The sequence below is a fragment of the Streptomyces sp. NPDC048484 genome (assembly GCF_040651415.1).
GTDB lineage: Bacteria > Actinomycetota > Actinomycetes > Streptomycetales > Streptomycetaceae > Streptomyces.
The window spans coordinates 183,254-198,767 of sequence record NZ_JBEZJY010000010.1 but is presented as its reverse complement, the minus strand read 5'-3'; the positions used below and the strand labels follow the sequence as shown (position 1 = coordinate 198,767).

Below are 15,514 nucleotides of genomic sequence, written 5' to 3'. Positions count from 1 at the left end.
CCCGGACGACACTGGCCTTCGCCTGGAGGGAGGTGCAACATGACGGTTATGGCCGAGCGCACGTCGCCGGGGCATGGCCGCGAACCTATGCGCTTCCCTGGGAGGTGCTCCGCTCGGAGGTGGGTACTTCCGCCGTGATGGTCTCGCCGTTGGCAGGCACCCCGATCTCCCGCCAGCTGAACGGGATGCCGTGGGCCGAGTCCAGGTCCGGGCCGTCCATCAGCTGGAAGTGCACATGCGGTTCGGTGGAGTTTCCCGAGTTGCCGCAGAGGCCGAGCCGCTGACCTGCCCGTACGCGGTCGCCCTGCCTGACAGTGAGCGAGCCGCGCCTCAGGTGCGCGTACATCGCGTACACCCCGTCCCCCAGGTCGAGTACGACGTGGTTGCCGACGATCCAGGACGCGCCGCCGGTGTCTCGAATCCACGACTCGATCAGCACCAAGTAGGCGACTGCGGGAAGTGAGTTCCGGCTGAGGTGGTCGCGCATCCAGTCCGCCGCGTGCACGACCGTGGCGTCGGCCACGGCGAACAGCGGCTCCTCGTACGCGGGGAAGGCACGGCCGCGCCGGACGACCGGCCAGAGCATGGCGAAGGCGGGACGGGACCCTTCGGCGGGCTCGGCCACGATGTCGATCGCGTACGTCTGCCCGTACGCGCGCGTGCCGTGGCTCGGCGTTTTGGTGGCCGGGCTGTTCACGGCGGCCCAGCGGCCTCTGACCGGCGGCTCCACCTCGACCGGCGGACGGTCGGCGGTCTCCGGCGGGGGTGCGGTGCGGCTCACGGCGAGCCCGAGGGCGTAGGCCAGCAGCAGGGGCGCGAAGGCCCAGGCCCAGGCGAGCGGGTAGCCGGGGACGAAGATGTCCCCCAGGACCATGACCAGGAAGGTCAGTTGAAGCAGCCGAAACAGAATCATCGCGGTCTTGCGGAACGCGGCCTTACGGACGGACATGGGTCCCCTCTCAGGTCGGCTGGACCGTGGTCAGCGCCACGAGAAGCGGCACGACGCGGCTCCCCGGGATCTCGTAGCGTCCACGGCCGGCCTGCCGGAGCCAGCCCGCGGCGGTCAGCTGCCGCAGGTGGTGGTAGATCTGGCCGCTCGTGCCCACGTCGTCGAGCCCGGCCAGTTCGGTGGCCGTACGCCGGCCGCCGAGGATCTCGCGCAGCAACCGCAGCCGCATCACGTGCCCGAGCGCGGCGAACGCCTCGGCCGCCTCGCTCCAGTCGGCGTCGAGCAGCTGGTCGGTGACCATGCCGTACTGCCACTCGTACCGCGCCTCGGTCGGCAGCCGCACCGCGCCCGTGAACAGCACGCCTCCGGTCGGCACTCGGGCCAGCTGCGCCTTGAGTCCTTCGAGCGCCCAGAAGTCGCCGTCGCCCGCACGCGCGGGAGGCTCAGCGTTCTCCCGGGCGTCGCTCTCCGGGTCATTTCTCTCTGGGTCATTGCTCTCCAGGGCATTGCTCTCCAGGGCGTCGAGTCGCCGCTCCAGTTCCGCGACGCGCTGCTCCAGATCCATGACGCGAGATTACGTAATTACGTATAAGCGGTCAAGGGAGACGGGTCGCAGGCACGACGAAGGCCCCGCCCGGAGTGTGCAGTTCGGACGGAGCCTTCGGTCGCGTACGGGATCTCAGGCGAACAGCGCCGGGATCGTCCCCTCGTGCGCCGTGCGCAGCTCGGCCAGGGAGAGCGTGAACTCGCCCTGGACCTCCACCACCGCGGTGGAATCGCGCACGGTGCCGTCGACGACACCGATGCGGGTGACGGGCAGGCCCCGCGCCCCGCACATGTCGTTGAAGCGGAGCTCCTCGGAGCGCGGGATCGCGACGACGGCGCGGCCCGCGGACTCGGAGAAGAGGAAGGTGAAGGCGTCGAGCCCGTCCGGTACGACGAGACGTGCGCCCTTGCCGCCCAGCAGGGCCGACTCGACCACGGCCTGGATCAGACCGCCGTCGGACAGGTCGTGCGCGGCGTCGATCATGCCGTCACGGGAAGCGGAGATCAGGATCTCGCCGAGGAGGCGTTCCCGCTCCAGGTCCACGGCCGGCGGCAGCCCGCCGAGGTGGTCGTGGACGACCTGCGACCAGGCCGAACCGCCGAACTCCTCACGGGTGTCGCCGAGCAGGTAGAGGAGCTGGCCCTCTTCCCGGAAGGCGACCGGGGTGCGACGGGCCACATCGTCGATGACGCCGAGCACGGCCACGACCGGGGTCGGGTGGATCGCCACCTCGCCGGTCTGGTTGTAGAGCGAGACGTTGCCGCCGGTCACCGGGGTGCCCAGCTGCAGGCAGCCGTCGGCCAGTCCACGGATGGCCTCCGCGAACTGCCACATGACGTCCGGGTCCTCGGGCGAGCCGAAGTTCAGGCAGTCGGAGACGGCGAGCGGCTTGGCGCCGGTCGTCGCGACGTTCCGGTACGCCTCGGCCAGGGCCAGCTGGGCGCCGTGGTACGGGTCCAGCTTGGCGTAGCGGCCGTTGCCGTCCGTGGCGATGGCGACCCCGAGGCCGGACTCCTCGTCGATGCGGATCATGCCCGAGTCCTCGGGCTGGGCCAGCACCGTGTTGCCCTGCACGAAGTGGTCGTACTGGGAGGTGATCCAGGACTTGGAGGCCTGGTTCGGCGAGGAGACCAGCTGGAGGACCTGGCTCTTCAGCTCCTCCGAAGTGGCGGGCCTGGGCAGCTTGTTGGCGTCGTCCGCCTGCAGGGCGTCCTGCCACTCGGGACGGGCGTACGGGCGCTCGTAGACCGGGCCGTCGTGCGCGACCGTGCGCGGGTCGACGTCGACGATCTTGCCGCCGTGCCAGTAGATCTCCAGACGGTCGCCGTCGGTCACCTCACCGATGACGGTGGCGATGACGTCCCACTTGTCGCAGATCTCCAGGAAGCGGTCGACCTTCTCCGGCTCGACGACCGCGCACATGCGTTCCTGCGACTCGCTCATGAGGATTTCCTCGGGCGAGAGCGTCGAGTCGCGCAGCGGTACGTCGTCCAGGGTGACGCGCATGCCGCCGGAGCCGTTGGAGGCGAGCTCGGAGGTGGCGCAGGACAGGCCGGCCGCGCCCAGGTCCTGGATGCCGACCACCAGCTTCTCGGCGAAGGCCTCCAGGGTGCACTCGATGAGGAGCTTCTCCTGGAAGGGGTCGCCGACCTGGACGGCGGGACGCTTCGACGGCTTCGCGTCGTCGAAGGTCTCGCTCGCCAGGATCGAGGCGCCGCCGATGCCGTCGCCGCCCGTGCGGGCCCCGTACAGGATGACCTTGTTGCCCGAGCCCGACGCCTTCGCGAGGTGGATGTCCTCGTGCCGCATGACGCCGATGGCACCGGCGTTGACCAGCGGGTTGCCCTGGTAGCAGGCGTCGAAGACGACCTCACCGCCGATGTTCGGCAGGCCCAGGCAGTTGCCGTAGCCGCCGATGCCGGCGACGACACCCGGCAGCACGCGCTTGGTATCGGGGTGGTCGGCCGCGCCGAAGCGCAGCGGGTCCACGACCGCGACCGGGCGGGCGCCCATCGCGATGATGTCGCGCACGATGCCGCCGACACCGGTGGCCGCGCCCTGGTAGGGCTCGACGTACGACGGGTGGTTGTGCGACTCGACCTTGAAGGTGACCGCGTAGCCCTGGCCGACGTCGACGACGCCCGCGTTCTCGCCGATGCCGACGAGGAGGGCGTCCGACTGGGGCGCCTTCTCGCCGAACTGGCGCAGGTGCACCTTGGAGGACTTGTACGAGCAGTGCTCGGACCACATGACGGAGTACATGGCGAGTTCGGCACCGGTGGGCCGGCGGCCGAGGATCTCCACGACCCGCTCGTACTCGTCCTTCTTCAGGCCGAGTTCGGCCCAGGGCAGCTCGACGTCGGGGGTCCCGGCCGCGTGCTCGACCGTGTCCAGAGGCGTCCGGCTCATGCGTTGACCAGCTTCTTGAGGATCGAGGTGAAGAAGGGGAGGCCGTCGGTGCGGCCGGAGCCGACGAGGGGCTCGACAGCGTGCTCCGGGTGCGGCATCAGACCGACGACGTTGCCCGCCTCGTTCGAGATGCCGGCGATGTCCCGCAGCGAGCCGTTGGGGTTGCCGTAGCCGTCGGCCGTGTCACCGCCGACCACGTAACGGAAGGCGACCCGGCCCTCCGCCTCCAGCATGTCGAGGGTGCGCTCGTCGGCGACGTACCGCCCGTCCATGTTCTTCAGCGGGATGTGGATCTCCTGGCCGGACTCGTAGTCGGCGGTCCAGGCGGTTTCCGCGTTCTCCACCTTCAACTTCTGGTCGCGGCAGATGAAGTGGAGGTGGTCGTTGCCGAGCATCCCGCCGGGGAGCAGGTGGGCCTCGGTGAGGATCTGGAAGCCGTTGCAGATGCCGAGCACCGGCATTTCCGACTTCGCCTGCTCAATGACGGTCTCCATCACCGGTGAGAACCGCGCGATGGCACCGGCGCGCAGATAGTCGCCGTACGAGAAACCGCCGCACAGCACCACCGCGTCAACCTGCTTGAGGTCCTTGTCCTTGTGCCAGAGAGCGACGGGTTCGGCACCGGCGAGCTTGATCGCACGCTGGGTGTCCCGGTCGTCGAGGCTTCCCGGGAAAGTGACGACCCCAATACGAGCGGTCACTTTCCGGCCTCCGCGACTTCCTCGACCTTGACCGTGAAGTCTTCGATCACGGTGTTGGCGAGGAAGGATTCGGCGAGTTCATGGATGCGGGCGAGCGCGGCGTCGTCCACCGGTCCGTCAACTTCCAGTTCGAATCGCTTTCCCTGACGTACGTCGGAGATGCCTTCGAAACCGAGGCGCGGTAGTGCACGCTGCACCGCCTGGCCCTGGGGGTCGAGGATCTCCGGCTTGAGCATGACGTCGACTACGACGCGTGCCACTGGCACTCCCGGTGTGTGGTGCTGAGCAGGTTCGTTCAGACTACCCGTACAAAAATTCTACGCGGGTAGATTCGTAGGAATCTACGTGACCGTCATCACGATTCTGCATCGAGGACCTATCCCCGGCCCGCCCTTCACGAAAAATCTGGGAAAGATCCTGATCGAGACCAGGATCCCTATTGCCCTGGGGACACGCCAAGAGATTTAGTCGAGCTTCACATTGGATTGCCGGGCACTGTACAAATGAAATGGCAATAGCAGATACTTTGCCCAATCACCCATAAAAGCAGTCGGACAGTCGGCATCTCCGCACGTCATCGCGCGTCATCGCGCGTCAGCCGGAGAGATGCCGCACGAAGGGACCGATATTCGTGGCGCAGCGTGTCGTAGTCACTCTCTTCGACGACATCGACGGCTCGGAAGCGGCGGAAACGATCGCCTTCGGTCTGGACGGCAAGTCGTACGAGATCGACCTGAATCCGGCCAATGCCGAGCAGCTGCGCAGGGCTTTGGAGCCTTACGTGGAGGCCGGCCGCAAGCGGTCGCGCTCCGGCAGGACCTACCGGCAGACGGCGGTGGCCCCCGCCCCGGCGGCCGTCCGGGCCTGGGCCCAGTCCAACAAGCTGGAGGTGCCCGCCCGGGGCCGCATCCCCAAGCGGGTCTATGAGGCGTTCACCGCGGCGCAGTGAGCGGTTCCCTCCCGGAGAACCGGAGAACCGGAGAAGGGGGCGGGGGCTCGTCGACCTGGCCTCCCGCCCGGGAGGCCGGTCGGCCTCCCGGGCGCTCGGGGTTCGGGGTTCGGGGTTCGGGGTTCGGGGTTCGGGGTTCGAAGGCTGTTCGCCGGCCGCGGGGCGGTGGGGGCTGGTCGCGCAGTTCCCCGCACCCTTGGAAGGCCCCGGGCCTCGCGCTGCCGGGGCCGTCACCGGGCCCTGGGGGCAGTCGACTTGCGCTGCACCCCCGGCGATCAGCTAGAGTCTGGAGCACGCCGAGGGGCAAGGCCGAAAGGCCCGGCTCACGGAGTCACGCGGGTGTAGTTCAGTAGCAGAACATCCCCCTTCCAGGGGGAAGGCGCAGTGTGCAATTCCTGTCACCCGCTCTGCATCGCCGGTCTGATCGCTCAATGGATCAGGTAGGCTGATGTTCGCGCCGATCGGTGAAAGCCGGTCGGAGGCAATGCGGACGTAGCTCAGTTGGTAGAGCGCAACCTTGCCAAGGTTGAGGTCGCCAGTTCGAACCTGGTCGTCCGCTCCGGTAAGAAGTTAGAGAGTGAAGGCTCCAGTCATATGACTGGAGCCTTTTCTCGTGTGCGCCCACTCGCTCCACGCCTGTCCATGCACGGACACGCCTGCTCATGCATGCACGCCCAGGCCTGCTCATGTTCACCCATGCCCGGGGGCGACTGACATTTGTCATGTGCAGCGGTGACAGCGTGCACTGCCGAGACCCGTCGGCGGCCGAGACGCTTGAGTCATGAATACGAATGAGCCCGTGATCGAGGTCACTGATCTTCGACGCGTCTACCGGGGAGGGTACGAAGCGGTCCGAGGGGTGTCCTTCGAGGTCGGCCGCGGCGAACTCTTCGCACTGCTCGGCACCAATGGCGCGGGCAAGACCTCCACCGTCGAACTCATCGAGGGACTCGCGCCGCCCGCCGGGGGCCGGGTGCGTGTCCTCGGCCACGACCCGTACACCGAACGCTCCGCGGTGCGCCCGCGCATCGGCCTCATGCTCCAGGAGGGCGGCTTCCCGTCCGAACTGACCGTCTCGGAGACGGTACGGATGTGGGCAGGCTGCACGAGCGGAGCGCGGCCGGAGAGCGAGGCACTGTCGCTGGTCGGCCTCACCCGCAGGGCGGGCGTACGGGTGAAGCAGTTGTCCGGGGGAGAGAAGCGGCGTCTGGACCTCGCACTCGCGCTCCTCGGGCGGCCCGAGGTGCTCTTCCTGGACGAGCCGACGACCGGCCTGGACGCCGAAGGCCGCCAGGAGACCTGGGAGTTGGTGCGCGAACTGCGCGCGACAGGCACGACCGTGCTGCTCACCACCCACTACCTGGAGGAGGCGGAGGGGCTCGCCGACCGGCTCGCGATCCTGCACGACGGGCGGATCGCGGTCTCCGGCACCCCGGCGGAGGTCACCGCCTCCCAGCCGTCGCGGATCTCCTTCGAGCTGCCCACCGGCTACTTCCCCGGCGACCTGCCGCCGCTCGACTCTCTCGGCGTCACCGAGCACGAGGTCGTCGGGCGGGTGCTGCGGCTGCGTACGAACGAGCTGCAGCGGGCCGCCACCGGGCTGCTGGTGTGGGCCGAGCGGGCCGGTGTCGAGCTGCGGGGGCTCGATGTGCGGTCCGGGTCCCTGGAGGAGGCGTTCCTGCGGATCGCGCGCGACGTGTCGGATCAGACGGAGCAGGCGGACCAGACGGATCAGACGGAGCGCCGGGGGCAGGCCGAGCGGTCTCGGGTTCCGGAGAACTCGACGCACTCTCAGAAGAAGCACTCGCAGAAGGAGCACGTGGCATGAGCGCGGACACCATGACCAGGACCGCACCCTCGGCGTCGACGGTGACCGCGATCGGACGTATGGCCTCTCTCGCCCGGGCCGAACTCACACTGATCGCGCGCAGCAGGGCCACGTTCTTCGCGGCGGTGTTCGTGCCGCTGGTCCTGCCGATCAGCATGCGCTCGACGGTCGACGACATGGACCTGAAGGGCTCCGGCCTCACGGTCGGCTCGGTCATCCTGCCCTCCGCCGTCGGCTTCTCCCTGCTCTTCGCCGTCTACAGCACACTCGTGAGCGTCTTCGCCGCCCGTCGCGAGGAACTCGTCCTCAAGCGGCTGCGCACCGGGGAGCTGCGGGACGCGGAGATCCTGATGGGAGCCGCCCTCCCCTCTGTCCTCATCGGCCTGGTGCAGTGCCTGGTGCTGACGGGGGTGTGCGCGGCGCTCATGGACGTGGGAACGCCCCAGGCGCCTCTCCTCGCCGTGGTGGGGCTGCTGATGGGGCTCGTGATGTGGCCCGCGCTCGCGGCGGTGACCGCGGGTTTCAGCAAGAGCGTGGAGGGCGCCCAGGTCGCGGCGATGCCGCTGCTGCTCGTGTCGATGATGGCTTCCGGCACCGTTGTGCCCTTCGAGGTCATGCCCGACCGGCTCGCAGCCTTCTGCGAACTGCTGCCGCTGTCCCCGGTGATCACACTGGTACGCGGTGGCTGGACCGGGAACCTCTCCGCGTACGAGGCCCTGGGCGCCATGGCGACAGCGCTGGCCTGGACCGTGCTCGCGGTGTTTGCTGTACGGAAGTGGTTCCGCTGGGAGCCGAGGCGCTGACCAGGACCAAAACCGGGGCCGAGGTCGCGACCAAGACCAGGTCTGGCGCTGGGGCTAGGGCTGGAGCTAGGGCTGGAGCTGGGGCTGGAGCTGGAGCTGTGACCGGCGCAGAGACGGAAGCAGAGACAGAGAACGGGCGCGGGAACGGTCGGCGATGCGAATGAGGAGTCCGGGAATGCGCAAGCCGAGGCCGAGTGTCTGGTGGCGCCGGAAAAGCACGCCGGCGAAGATCGAGACGTACACCCGCTGGTCCTTCCACTTCTTCGTGGTGGTGGAACTCACCGCGCTCGGCCCTCTGATGTTCCAGCATGCGGCGGCCAGGTTCGGCGTCCTGCCGTTCGTGCTGCTGTGCGGACACGCCCTGCTGTGCGGGGTGACCGCGTCCCGGGCGCTCGACTGGACGCGCGGCAGGCGAGATCAGCCCGTACGCCTGCTCGTCGCACTCGGCGTGATCTCCGGGCTGCTCGCGACCGCCGGGATCGCCCTCGTGCAACACGGACCCGGCGGCGAGGACGCCGACGCGGCAGCGAGTTCGTTCTTCGTGGGCGTGCTGGCCTTCGGTGCGGGCATGATCGCACTCGGGGTGCGCGACCGGCGCCGCGTGCTGGGAATCGTGGCCGGTTTCGTCGCAGGGACGGGAGTCGTGGCGTTTTCCCTGGGCTTCCCCGGGCCCGACGCGCTGATCGCGGCGTTCGCGGTACTGCTCGGCGCCGGCGTCCTCGCCTTCACCTCCGTCTTCTCCGCCTGGCTGCTCGACGCCGTGTACGAGCTCGACGCGGCCCGCGAAACCCGTACCCGCCTCGCCGTCGCCGAGGAGCGGCTGCGCTTCGGACGCGACCTGCACGACGTGATGGGCCGAAACCTCGCGGTGATCGCCCTGAAGAGCGAGCTCGCCGTGCAACTCGCGCGCCGCGAGCGCCCCGAGGCCGTCGAGCAGATGATCGAGGTGCAGCGGATCGCCCACGAGTCGCAGCGGGAGGTCCGCGAGGTCGTACGCGGCTACCGCGAGGCCGACCTCGGCGTCGAACTCTCCGGCGCACAGGGTGTCCTGACCGCGGCCGGGGTCGACTGCACGGTGACCGGCTCCGCGACAGGGCTGCCCCCGGCGGTCCAGTCGGCGCTGGGCTGGGTCGTACGGGAGGCCGCCACCAACGTGCTGCGGCACGGGGACGCCCGGCGGTGCCGCGTGTCGCTGGAACCGGCCGGCGACCATGTGGTCCTCACGGTCGAGAACGACGGGGTGAAGCCGGCCGCGGAGACCACCTCCTCCGATGCCTCCCCGCGCGAGCACGAACGGGGTCGCGAACTCGTCGGCGGATCCGGCCTCGCCGGGCTGCGGGAACGGCTGGCCGCGGTGGCCGGAACGCTGGAGGCGGGACCCGTCGACGGCGACCTGTTCCGGGTCGTGGCCGAGGTGCCACTGCCTCCGTCCTCGTCGTCCCCGTCGTCCACTTCACCGTCCTCTCCGTCCACCGTTCCGCGCTCAGTGAATGAAGAGGTCACCTCATGACGCCCGTACGACCCATCCGGCTGCTGCTCGCCGACGACGAGCACCTCATCCGGGGGGCACTCGCCGCGCTGCTGGGACTTGAGGAGGACCTGCGCGTGGTGGCGGAGGCGGCCGGCGGGCCCGAGGCGCTGGCGATGGCCCGGGCGCACGAACCCGATGTGGCCGTGCTGGATCTTCAGATGCCCGGGGCCGACGGTGTGAGGGTGGCCACATCGCTGCGGACCGAACTGCCTGCCTGCCGGGTACTGATCGTGACAAGCCATGGGCGCCCCGGACATCTCAAGCGGGCACTGGCGGCGGGTGTGCGCGGGTTTGTGCCGAAGACCGTCAGCGCACAACAGCTCGCGGAGATCATCCGTACCGTGCATGCCGGAAACCGTTATGTCGACCCGGAGTTGGCCGCCGACGCGATCTCCGCCGGTGACTCGCCGCTGACCGCGCGCGAGGCCGAGGTGCTGGAGCTGGCCGCCGACGGTGCGCCCGTCGTGGAGATCGCGGAACGGGCCGCGCTGTCCCAGGGCACGGTACGGAACTATCTGTCGTCGGCCGTGTCCAAGCTCGGGGCCGAGAACCGCCACTCGGCGGTGCGTCTCGCGCGGGAGCGAGGTTGGGTATAGTTGCTCTCGCGCCACGGCGCAGCGCGGACGTAGCTCAGTTGGTAGAGCGCAACCTTGCCAAGGTTGAGGTCGCCAGTTCGAACCTGGTCGTCCGCTCAGAGAAAGAAACCCCCGGTCATCGACCGGGGGTTTCTTCGTGGTGGCTGCACCCGCTGTGAGTGTTGCGGGCTCTGTGCATGTTGCCGGCACTGTGCATGTTGCGGGCGCTGTGCGTGTTGCGGGCGCTCAGGTCCAGGTCGTGCCCGTCAGACGCTCGTACGCCTCGATGTACTTGGCGCCGGTCGCCTCCACGATCTGCTGGGGCAGGGCGGGCGGCGGCTGCTCGCTCTTCCGGTCCCAGCCGGACTCGGCGGAGGTCAGCCAGTCGCGTACGTACTGCTTGTCGAACGAGGGCTGCGGGTGGCCCGGCTCCCACGTCTCGGCGGGCCAGAAGCGGGACGAGTCCGGAGTCAGCACCTCGTCGGCGACGACCAGTGTCTCGCCGTCGAAGCCGAACTCGAACTTCGTGTCCGCGAGGATGATCCCCCGGTCGCGCGCGATGTCACGGCCGCGGCTGTAGACGGCGAGCGTCGCCTGCCGAAGCTGGGCCGCGGTGTCCGCGCCGACCTGGCGGGCGACCTCCTCGTACGCGACGTTCTCGTCGTGCTCCCCGACGGCGGCCTTGGTGGCCGGGGTGAAGATCGGGCCGGGCAGTTCCGAGCCGTCGCTCAGGCCCTCGGGAAGGGCGAGGCCGCAGACGGTACGGGTCTCGTTGTACTCGGCGAGACCCGAACCCGTGAGATACCCGCGGGCGACACACTCCACCGGGGCCATCCGCAGGGATTTGCAGATCAGGGTGCGTCCCTGCCACTCGGCGGGGGCGCCGGGCGGCGGTTCGGTGCCGAGGACGTGGTTCGGCAGCAGATCGGCGATCTTGTCGAACCACCAGAGCGAGAGCTGCGTCAGGACGCGGCCCTTGTCGGGGATCTCCGTGGGCAGCACCCAGTCGTACGCGGAGATGCGGTCGCTGGCGACCATCACGAGGTCGCCCGCCTCGTTCTGGTACAGGTCGCGCACCTTGCCGGTGTGCAGGTGCACCAGACCCGGGACCTCAAGAGGCTCGGGCTTTTCGACGAATCCGGACACGGTTCCTCCCCGTGGTTCTGACTGAATGGCTCGATTCTCCCGTACGGGAGATCCGTGCTCGGCCAGGGGCCGGTGTGGAGACTGTGCGGGTGACCTCAGTCGCGTTCTTCAGTCGCGCTTCAGTCGCGTTCTTCAGCCGTATTCTTCGGTCGCGCTTCCGGTCGCGCTTCCGGTCGCGCTTTCAGTCACGTTTGCAGATGCGGTCCAGGAGGTTGGCTGTGGCGCGCTGGACACGGGCATCGGTGTGGCCCGGGCGGTCCAGGGCCGGGGACCAGGCGAAGGTACCGGCGGCGAAGACGAGGGCACCGGAGTGCGCGCGGTACAGGGACGTCTCCTGGTGGCGGATCGCTCCCTCCGTGTCCCGGTAAGGGGAGTGGGAGAGAAGAATGCGGCCCTGGTGCTCGGGGAGCGCGATGCGGGGGAAGTAGCGGTCGGCCTCACCCGCGACCATGCCCTCCAGCTCGTCGCCCTCGTGTGCTCCGGTCGCCTCCCACAGCCAGTGGTCGGCGTTGCGGACGACCAACGGGTGGGCCTCGGGGACCCGGCCCGCGTACTGGATTCCGAGGACTTCCTGCTCCGGGCGGTCGACCTCGCGCCACAGAGCGGGTCTTCCGGGCCCGCGGCGTTTTCGGCAGGTGAGCAGCCGGTCGGGGACACCGGACGGGGAAGACGCCAGCTCCACGTGCCAGTACATGGTGTTGGCGGAGAGGAACACGAGCGAGGTGCCCTGCTCGCGGGCGACGTCGACGGCCCGGCGCATGGCCGTGGACCAGTATTCGTCGTGTCCCGGGAAGACCAGGCCGCGGTAGCGCGTGGGGTCGACGCGGCCGGCGTGCAGGTCACGGGCGTCGGCGTACGCGAGGTCGTAGCCGTAGCGCTCGGCCCAGCGGATGAAGTCGTAGGCGTGGCCCACGTGCAGGGGCAGGCCCGCGCCCGCGTACGGGCGGTCGAAGGAGACCGTCGTCGCGGCGTCGGCCTCGCCCAGCAGCCGGCCGTTCTCGTCCCACGCGTGGTAGAGGCTCGCACCCGTGCGGCCGTCCTCCGGGTAGAGGTTGTACGCCTGCCAGGTGATGTCCGGCAGAAGGAGCAGCAGGTCGGCGGGGTGGTCGTCGCGGACCGTGAACGGGATGTGGGAGCGGTGTCCGTCATCGGTGGTGAGGACGGCGACGTACGCGCCGATGCTCCAGTAGGACGGGATCTGCAGCCGCCACGAGAGCCACCAGTGGTGGCAGGAGACCGTGCGCTCCGCGGTGAGCGGGGCCGGCTGGACGATCCCGGAGAGGCGCGGGCTGGTGGTGATCTTGCTGGCGCCGTCGCCTCCGTAGTGGCCGATGCGGTAGATGTCGACGCTGAACTGCTGGGGCGGGTCCACGGTGATGTGGAAGTCGACAGCTTCACCGGGGGCGACCGCGCCGACGGAGGCGAAGCCCTTGATCTGCCGGTGGACGTCGTCGGCCGAGCGGGGGCCGCCGGTGGTCGTGCGCGGGGCGGGGATTCTCGGGCCGGCGCTTCGGTAGCGGTCGCCGGTGGAGGTCACACCGGGCGGCGGGGCATGATCGACGTACCAGGGGACGACATGGCCCGTGTCGTCGAAGTAGTACTCACTGCCGCGCAGCCAGGGGACGGGGCCCTGTCCGAAAGGGTCCGTGACGGCGTGCGCCAGTGCTCCCGACTCCCACCGGCGGATCTGCTCCGACCCCATGCGCCATTCCCTCCCTCGTGCCTCCGTCGGCCCCGGCAGGCGTCGCGTGTTCTGAGTCCTAGCCACGTGGTCCTGGCCACGTGCCCCCTGCCGCGTGGCCCCTGCCGCGCGATGAGCCGACCTCAGCACATCACATTACGCATGCACTCCGTCACCGTTCGTCGCGAATTGCCTTCGGCGGGGCGGGAGATGGACCAGACGACGGGGCGGGCGACGGGACGGGACGGGAGATGGGACCGGAGCTGAGGGTCCGGCGGTGCGTGGCGGTGGGTGCGGGCGGCCGCCAGGGCGCGTGGGCCGACAGAGGCTCGGGGCGGGGAGAGGCCCGGGCGGGGAGAGAATCCATTTTCAGACCAGCCGGACCGGTTTCTCGGGGCGTACGCCCAGGTCCAGGAGCCAGGCTCGGAGAGGTGCGGGGTCGCCGTCCTCGATGAGACTGAGCACCCGGGGGCCCAGGTCGACGGATCGCTCGCCGTTGACCAGGAGCGACGGGCCGTCCAGCCAGTCGAGCCCCGGCATCGCTCCGGCCGTGTCCATCGCCGCGCAGCAGACCATCGCCGTGACATGGTCGCCCAGCAACTCCCGCCCCGTCCGCGGCGGTTGCAGAGGGAAGAGCGGCAGCGCTCCGTCGTCCCACAGCGCCAGGTCGGGGCCGCCCTGCCCGGCGGAGGCCACGGCGGCCGCGGAGGCCGAGGCTGCGGACGGCGCTGTCGGCTCGGCGGCCGCAGCGGCCTCCTCGCGTGCCACCTCCGCGCTCAGACCCGCCGCGAGCTCCGCACTCCGCTCGGTCGCAGGACCACCGTCCTCGTCACTCTCCGGCCCACCGTCCGCGGCACTCTCCGCGCCACCGTCCGCGCCGCTTTCGGACCCACCGGCTTCCTCGCTTCCCGGGCCACCGTGCTCCCCGTACGCCGCCCGGCCGGCCTCCGCGGCCTCGGCGGCCCTCGGCCCGCTCTCCGCGAGCGGGGGTGCCTCCGAGGTCAGGTGAGCCATCACCCGGTCCAGGGTCGGTCCCTCCGGATCCGAGGCCCCAGGCTCCGAGACCCCCGGCTCCGAAGCGCGGCTCACACCCAGCGCGTCCAGCACCCGGTGCAGCCGCGCCGCGTCCGTACGCCACTTTCGGTCGACGACCTCGTCCGGATACTCGGCCCAGCCGATGGGGGCCCAGTCGGGGCCGGTCTCGGCGGGCCCGCCGTGGAAGAGGCGCGCGGCCAGCAGGGACGTCGCCTCGTCGATCGCGCCAGGCTCCTCCAGGAGATCGCAGGCGGGGCGCTCGCCCAGCCGGGAAGCGAAGCCCTCGGCCAGCCGGTCGCGCCGTGAGAGTTCGGTGAGCGCCGCCACGACGCCGGCGTCGAGCCGGGACGGCCACCGCCCCATGCGCCAGGCGGGCAGCGCGACCCTCGTCAGCAGCCGGTCCCAGCCCGCGTACGCCAGGCCCACCTGCTCCTGGGCGACGATCCGCAGGCCGTAGTCCACAGCCTGTGCACGCTCCGCCGCCGCGGCCGCCACGCCCCGCTCCATCTCGGCCGCGTGCCCGCGGCAGCTGCGCAGCAGAATCCTCGTCGCCCAGCCGGCCCCGCCGAGCACCAGGCGGGTCAGGGGTCCGCGCCCTGGCGCCGACGTCACCGCCACGGCCGCGTCGAGACCTCGTACGAAGCGACGGGCCGCGGCTATGTCCGGCTGCGCCGACGGCCCCGTACCCGCGACGACCGGTGCGAGGACGGCGCGCAGCTCGCCGACCCGCATCCACCACAGGAAGGGCGAGCCGATGACGAGGACGGGCGCGGCAGGCGTACGCCGATGTGCCGACGGCAGCCCCCGGCCGCCCTCCATCTCGTCCCCCGACTCCGGACGGGGCGGTCCGTGGGCCGGATGGGTGCGGTCCTCAAGCCAGCTGTCGCAGTCGGGGGTGAGCGCTATCGCGGAGGGCGCGGGCACCTCAAGGCGGTCGGCCAGATCCCGCACCATGCGGTACAGGTCCGGCGCCGATTCCTCGGCAACCGGGACCGTGGGACTGACGGCGGGCCGGGAACGGACGACGAGCAACGCGATGCCTGCCGCGGAGAGCAGCACGAGCACGGCCAGACCCGTCACGATCGAGCGCACCGTGCCCCAGCCCCGGCCGTCGATGTGCCCGGTTGCCCCACCGACGAGCAGAACGACGGCGACGGCCGCGGGCAGCAGGGCGACGGCCAGCGCCCTGCTGCGGATGCGCAGCACGGCGAGAGCCCGTGAGCGCGCGGCGTGCGCACCCAGCTCCACTCCCATACCGGACACGATCGGTGTCACCCCCTACTGCCCGCCCGGCGCGTGCATACCCAGCCACCGCCGACAGACGTCCATGGCGATACTCACTCCCCCACTGTGGCACCCA

Annotated in this window: 13 protein-coding genes and 3 tRNA genes; 8 read left to right on the top strand and 8 right to left on the bottom strand. The window is 70.2% G+C overall.

The annotated features are described in order from the left end of the window. Positions 1-85: 85 nt before the first annotated feature. The 5 genes from AB0D14_RS13080 to purS all read right to left on the bottom strand — a co-directional run bounded on the left by AB0D14_RS13080 (position 86) and on the right by purS (position 4,866). Positions 86-949 carry a M23 family metallopeptidase gene (locus tag AB0D14_RS13080; protein ID WP_362777784.1) on the bottom strand — a complete coding sequence of 288 codons (864 nt, stop codon included), beginning with the start codon at positions 947-949 and terminating at the stop codon, positions 86-88. 10 nt (positions 950-959) lie between these two features. Next, positions 960-1,514 carry a winged helix-turn-helix domain-containing protein gene (locus AB0D14_RS13075; protein ID WP_362777782.1) on the bottom strand — a complete coding sequence of 185 codons (555 nt, stop codon included), beginning with the start codon at positions 1,512-1,514 and terminating at the stop codon, positions 960-962. A 114-nt stretch (positions 1,515-1,628) separates the two neighbouring features. After that, positions 1,629-3,905 carry a phosphoribosylformylglycinamidine synthase subunit PurL gene (gene purL / locus AB0D14_RS13070; RefSeq protein WP_362777780.1) on the bottom strand — a complete coding sequence of 759 codons (2,277 nt, stop codon included), beginning with the start codon at positions 3,903-3,905 and terminating at the stop codon, positions 1,629-1,631. Continuing rightward, the gene (gene purQ / locus AB0D14_RS13065) at positions 3,902-4,606 is read right to left on the bottom strand and encodes a phosphoribosylformylglycinamidine synthase subunit PurQ (protein ID WP_362777777.1); all 705 of its coding nucleotides are present in this window, start codon (positions 4,604-4,606) and stop codon (positions 3,902-3,904) included. The genes purL and purQ overlap by 4 nt, the downstream gene beginning before the upstream one ends. Next, positions 4,603-4,866, bottom strand: coding sequence for a phosphoribosylformylglycinamidine synthase subunit PurS (purS, locus tag AB0D14_RS13060; protein WP_009313473.1), 264 nt, complete (start codon positions 4,864-4,866; stop codon positions 4,603-4,605). The genes purQ and purS overlap by 4 nt, the downstream gene beginning before the upstream one ends. A 371-nt stretch (positions 4,867-5,237) precedes the next feature. Between purS and AB0D14_RS13055 the strand changes: the two genes are divergently transcribed. From AB0D14_RS13055 to AB0D14_RS13020, 8 genes are all read left to right on the top strand, one after another. Further along, complete coding sequence (locus AB0D14_RS13055; protein WP_362777775.1) at positions 5,238-5,555, top strand: Lsr2 family protein; 318 nt, start codon at positions 5,238-5,240, stop codon at positions 5,553-5,555. Between the two features lie 335 nt (positions 5,556-5,890). Continuing rightward, positions 5,891-5,962, top strand: a tRNA-Gly gene (locus AB0D14_RS13050). A 79-nt stretch (positions 5,963-6,041) separates the two neighbouring features. Then, positions 6,042-6,114 (top strand) — tRNA-Gly (locus AB0D14_RS13045). 222 nt (positions 6,115-6,336) lie between these two features. Continuing rightward, positions 6,337-7,383 carry an ABC transporter ATP-binding protein gene (locus AB0D14_RS13040; protein ID WP_362777772.1) on the top strand — a complete coding sequence of 349 codons (1,047 nt, stop codon included), beginning with the start codon at positions 6,337-6,339 and terminating at the stop codon, positions 7,381-7,383. Continuing rightward, a complete protein-coding gene (locus AB0D14_RS13035) occupies positions 7,380-8,186 on the top strand; it encodes an ABC transporter permease (RefSeq protein ID WP_362777769.1) in 807 nt (268 codons plus the stop codon). The genes AB0D14_RS13040 and AB0D14_RS13035 overlap by 4 nt, the downstream gene beginning before the upstream one ends. Before the next feature lie 175 nt (positions 8,187-8,361). Beyond that, positions 8,362-9,696: a sensor histidine kinase gene (locus AB0D14_RS13030; RefSeq protein WP_362777766.1), complete on the top strand. Its 1,335-nt coding sequence runs from the start codon at positions 8,362-8,364 to the stop codon at positions 9,694-9,696. Then, positions 9,693-10,313 (top strand): response regulator transcription factor, encoded by a 621-nt coding sequence (locus AB0D14_RS13025; protein WP_362777764.1) that lies wholly within the window; start codon positions 9,693-9,695, stop codon positions 10,311-10,313. Before AB0D14_RS13030 ends, AB0D14_RS13025 begins: the two co-directional genes overlap by 4 nt. Positions 10,314-10,336: 23 nt before the next feature. Next, positions 10,337-10,409: transfer RNA gene (locus AB0D14_RS13020), tRNA-Gly, on the top strand. 129 nt (positions 10,410-10,538) lie between these two features. Here the strand turns inward: AB0D14_RS13020 and AB0D14_RS13015 are convergent. From AB0D14_RS13015 to AB0D14_RS13005, 3 genes are all read right to left on the bottom strand, one after another. After that, the gene (locus AB0D14_RS13015; RefSeq protein WP_362777761.1) at positions 10,539-11,438 is read right to left on the bottom strand and encodes a phosphoribosylaminoimidazolesuccinocarboxamide synthase; all 900 of its coding nucleotides are present in this window, start codon (positions 11,436-11,438) and stop codon (positions 10,539-10,541) included. Positions 11,439-11,619: 181 nt separating this feature from the next. Next, on the bottom strand, positions 11,620-13,140 hold the full coding sequence (locus AB0D14_RS13010; protein WP_362777758.1) for a N,N-dimethylformamidase beta subunit family domain-containing protein: 1,521 nt from the start codon (positions 13,138-13,140) through the stop codon (positions 11,620-11,622). 348 nt (positions 13,141-13,488) lie between these two features. Then, positions 13,489-15,408, bottom strand: coding sequence for a hypothetical protein (locus AB0D14_RS13005; protein WP_362777869.1), 1,920 nt, complete (start codon positions 15,406-15,408; stop codon positions 13,489-13,491). Between the last annotated feature and the right edge of the window lie 106 nt (positions 15,409-15,514).

What these genes read in the sequence shown, in the direction of transcription:
- AB0D14_RS13005 (WP_362777869.1), bottom strand. Translation starts at nt 15,408, where the DNA reads ATGGGAGTGGAGCTGGGTGCGCACGCCGCGCGCTCACGGGCTCTCGCC.
- AB0D14_RS13010 (WP_362777758.1), bottom strand. Translation starts at nt 13,140, where the DNA reads ATGGGGTCGGAGCAGATCCGCCGGTGGGAGTCGGGAGCACTGGCGCAC.
- AB0D14_RS13040 (WP_362777772.1), top strand. Translation starts at nt 6,337, where the DNA reads ATGAATACGAATGAGCCCGTGATCGAGGTCACTGATCTTCGACGCGTC.
- AB0D14_RS13030 (WP_362777766.1), top strand. Translation starts at nt 8,362, where the DNA reads ATGCGCAAGCCGAGGCCGAGTGTCTGGTGGCGCCGGAAAAGCACGCCG.
- purL (WP_362777780.1), bottom strand. Translation starts at nt 3,905, where the DNA reads ATGAGCCGGACGCCTCTGGACACGGTCGAGCACGCGGCCGGGACCCCC.
- AB0D14_RS13025 (WP_362777764.1), top strand. Translation starts at nt 9,693, where the DNA reads ATGACGCCCGTACGACCCATCCGGCTGCTGCTCGCCGACGACGAGCAC.
- AB0D14_RS13035 (WP_362777769.1), top strand. Translation starts at nt 7,380, where the DNA reads ATGAGCGCGGACACCATGACCAGGACCGCACCCTCGGCGTCGACGGTG.
- AB0D14_RS13080 (WP_362777784.1), bottom strand. Translation starts at nt 949, where the DNA reads ATGTCCGTCCGTAAGGCCGCGTTCCGCAAGACCGCGATGATTCTGTTT.
- AB0D14_RS13075 (WP_362777782.1), bottom strand. Translation starts at nt 1,514, where the DNA reads ATGGATCTGGAGCAGCGCGTCGCGGAACTGGAGCGGCGACTCGACGCC.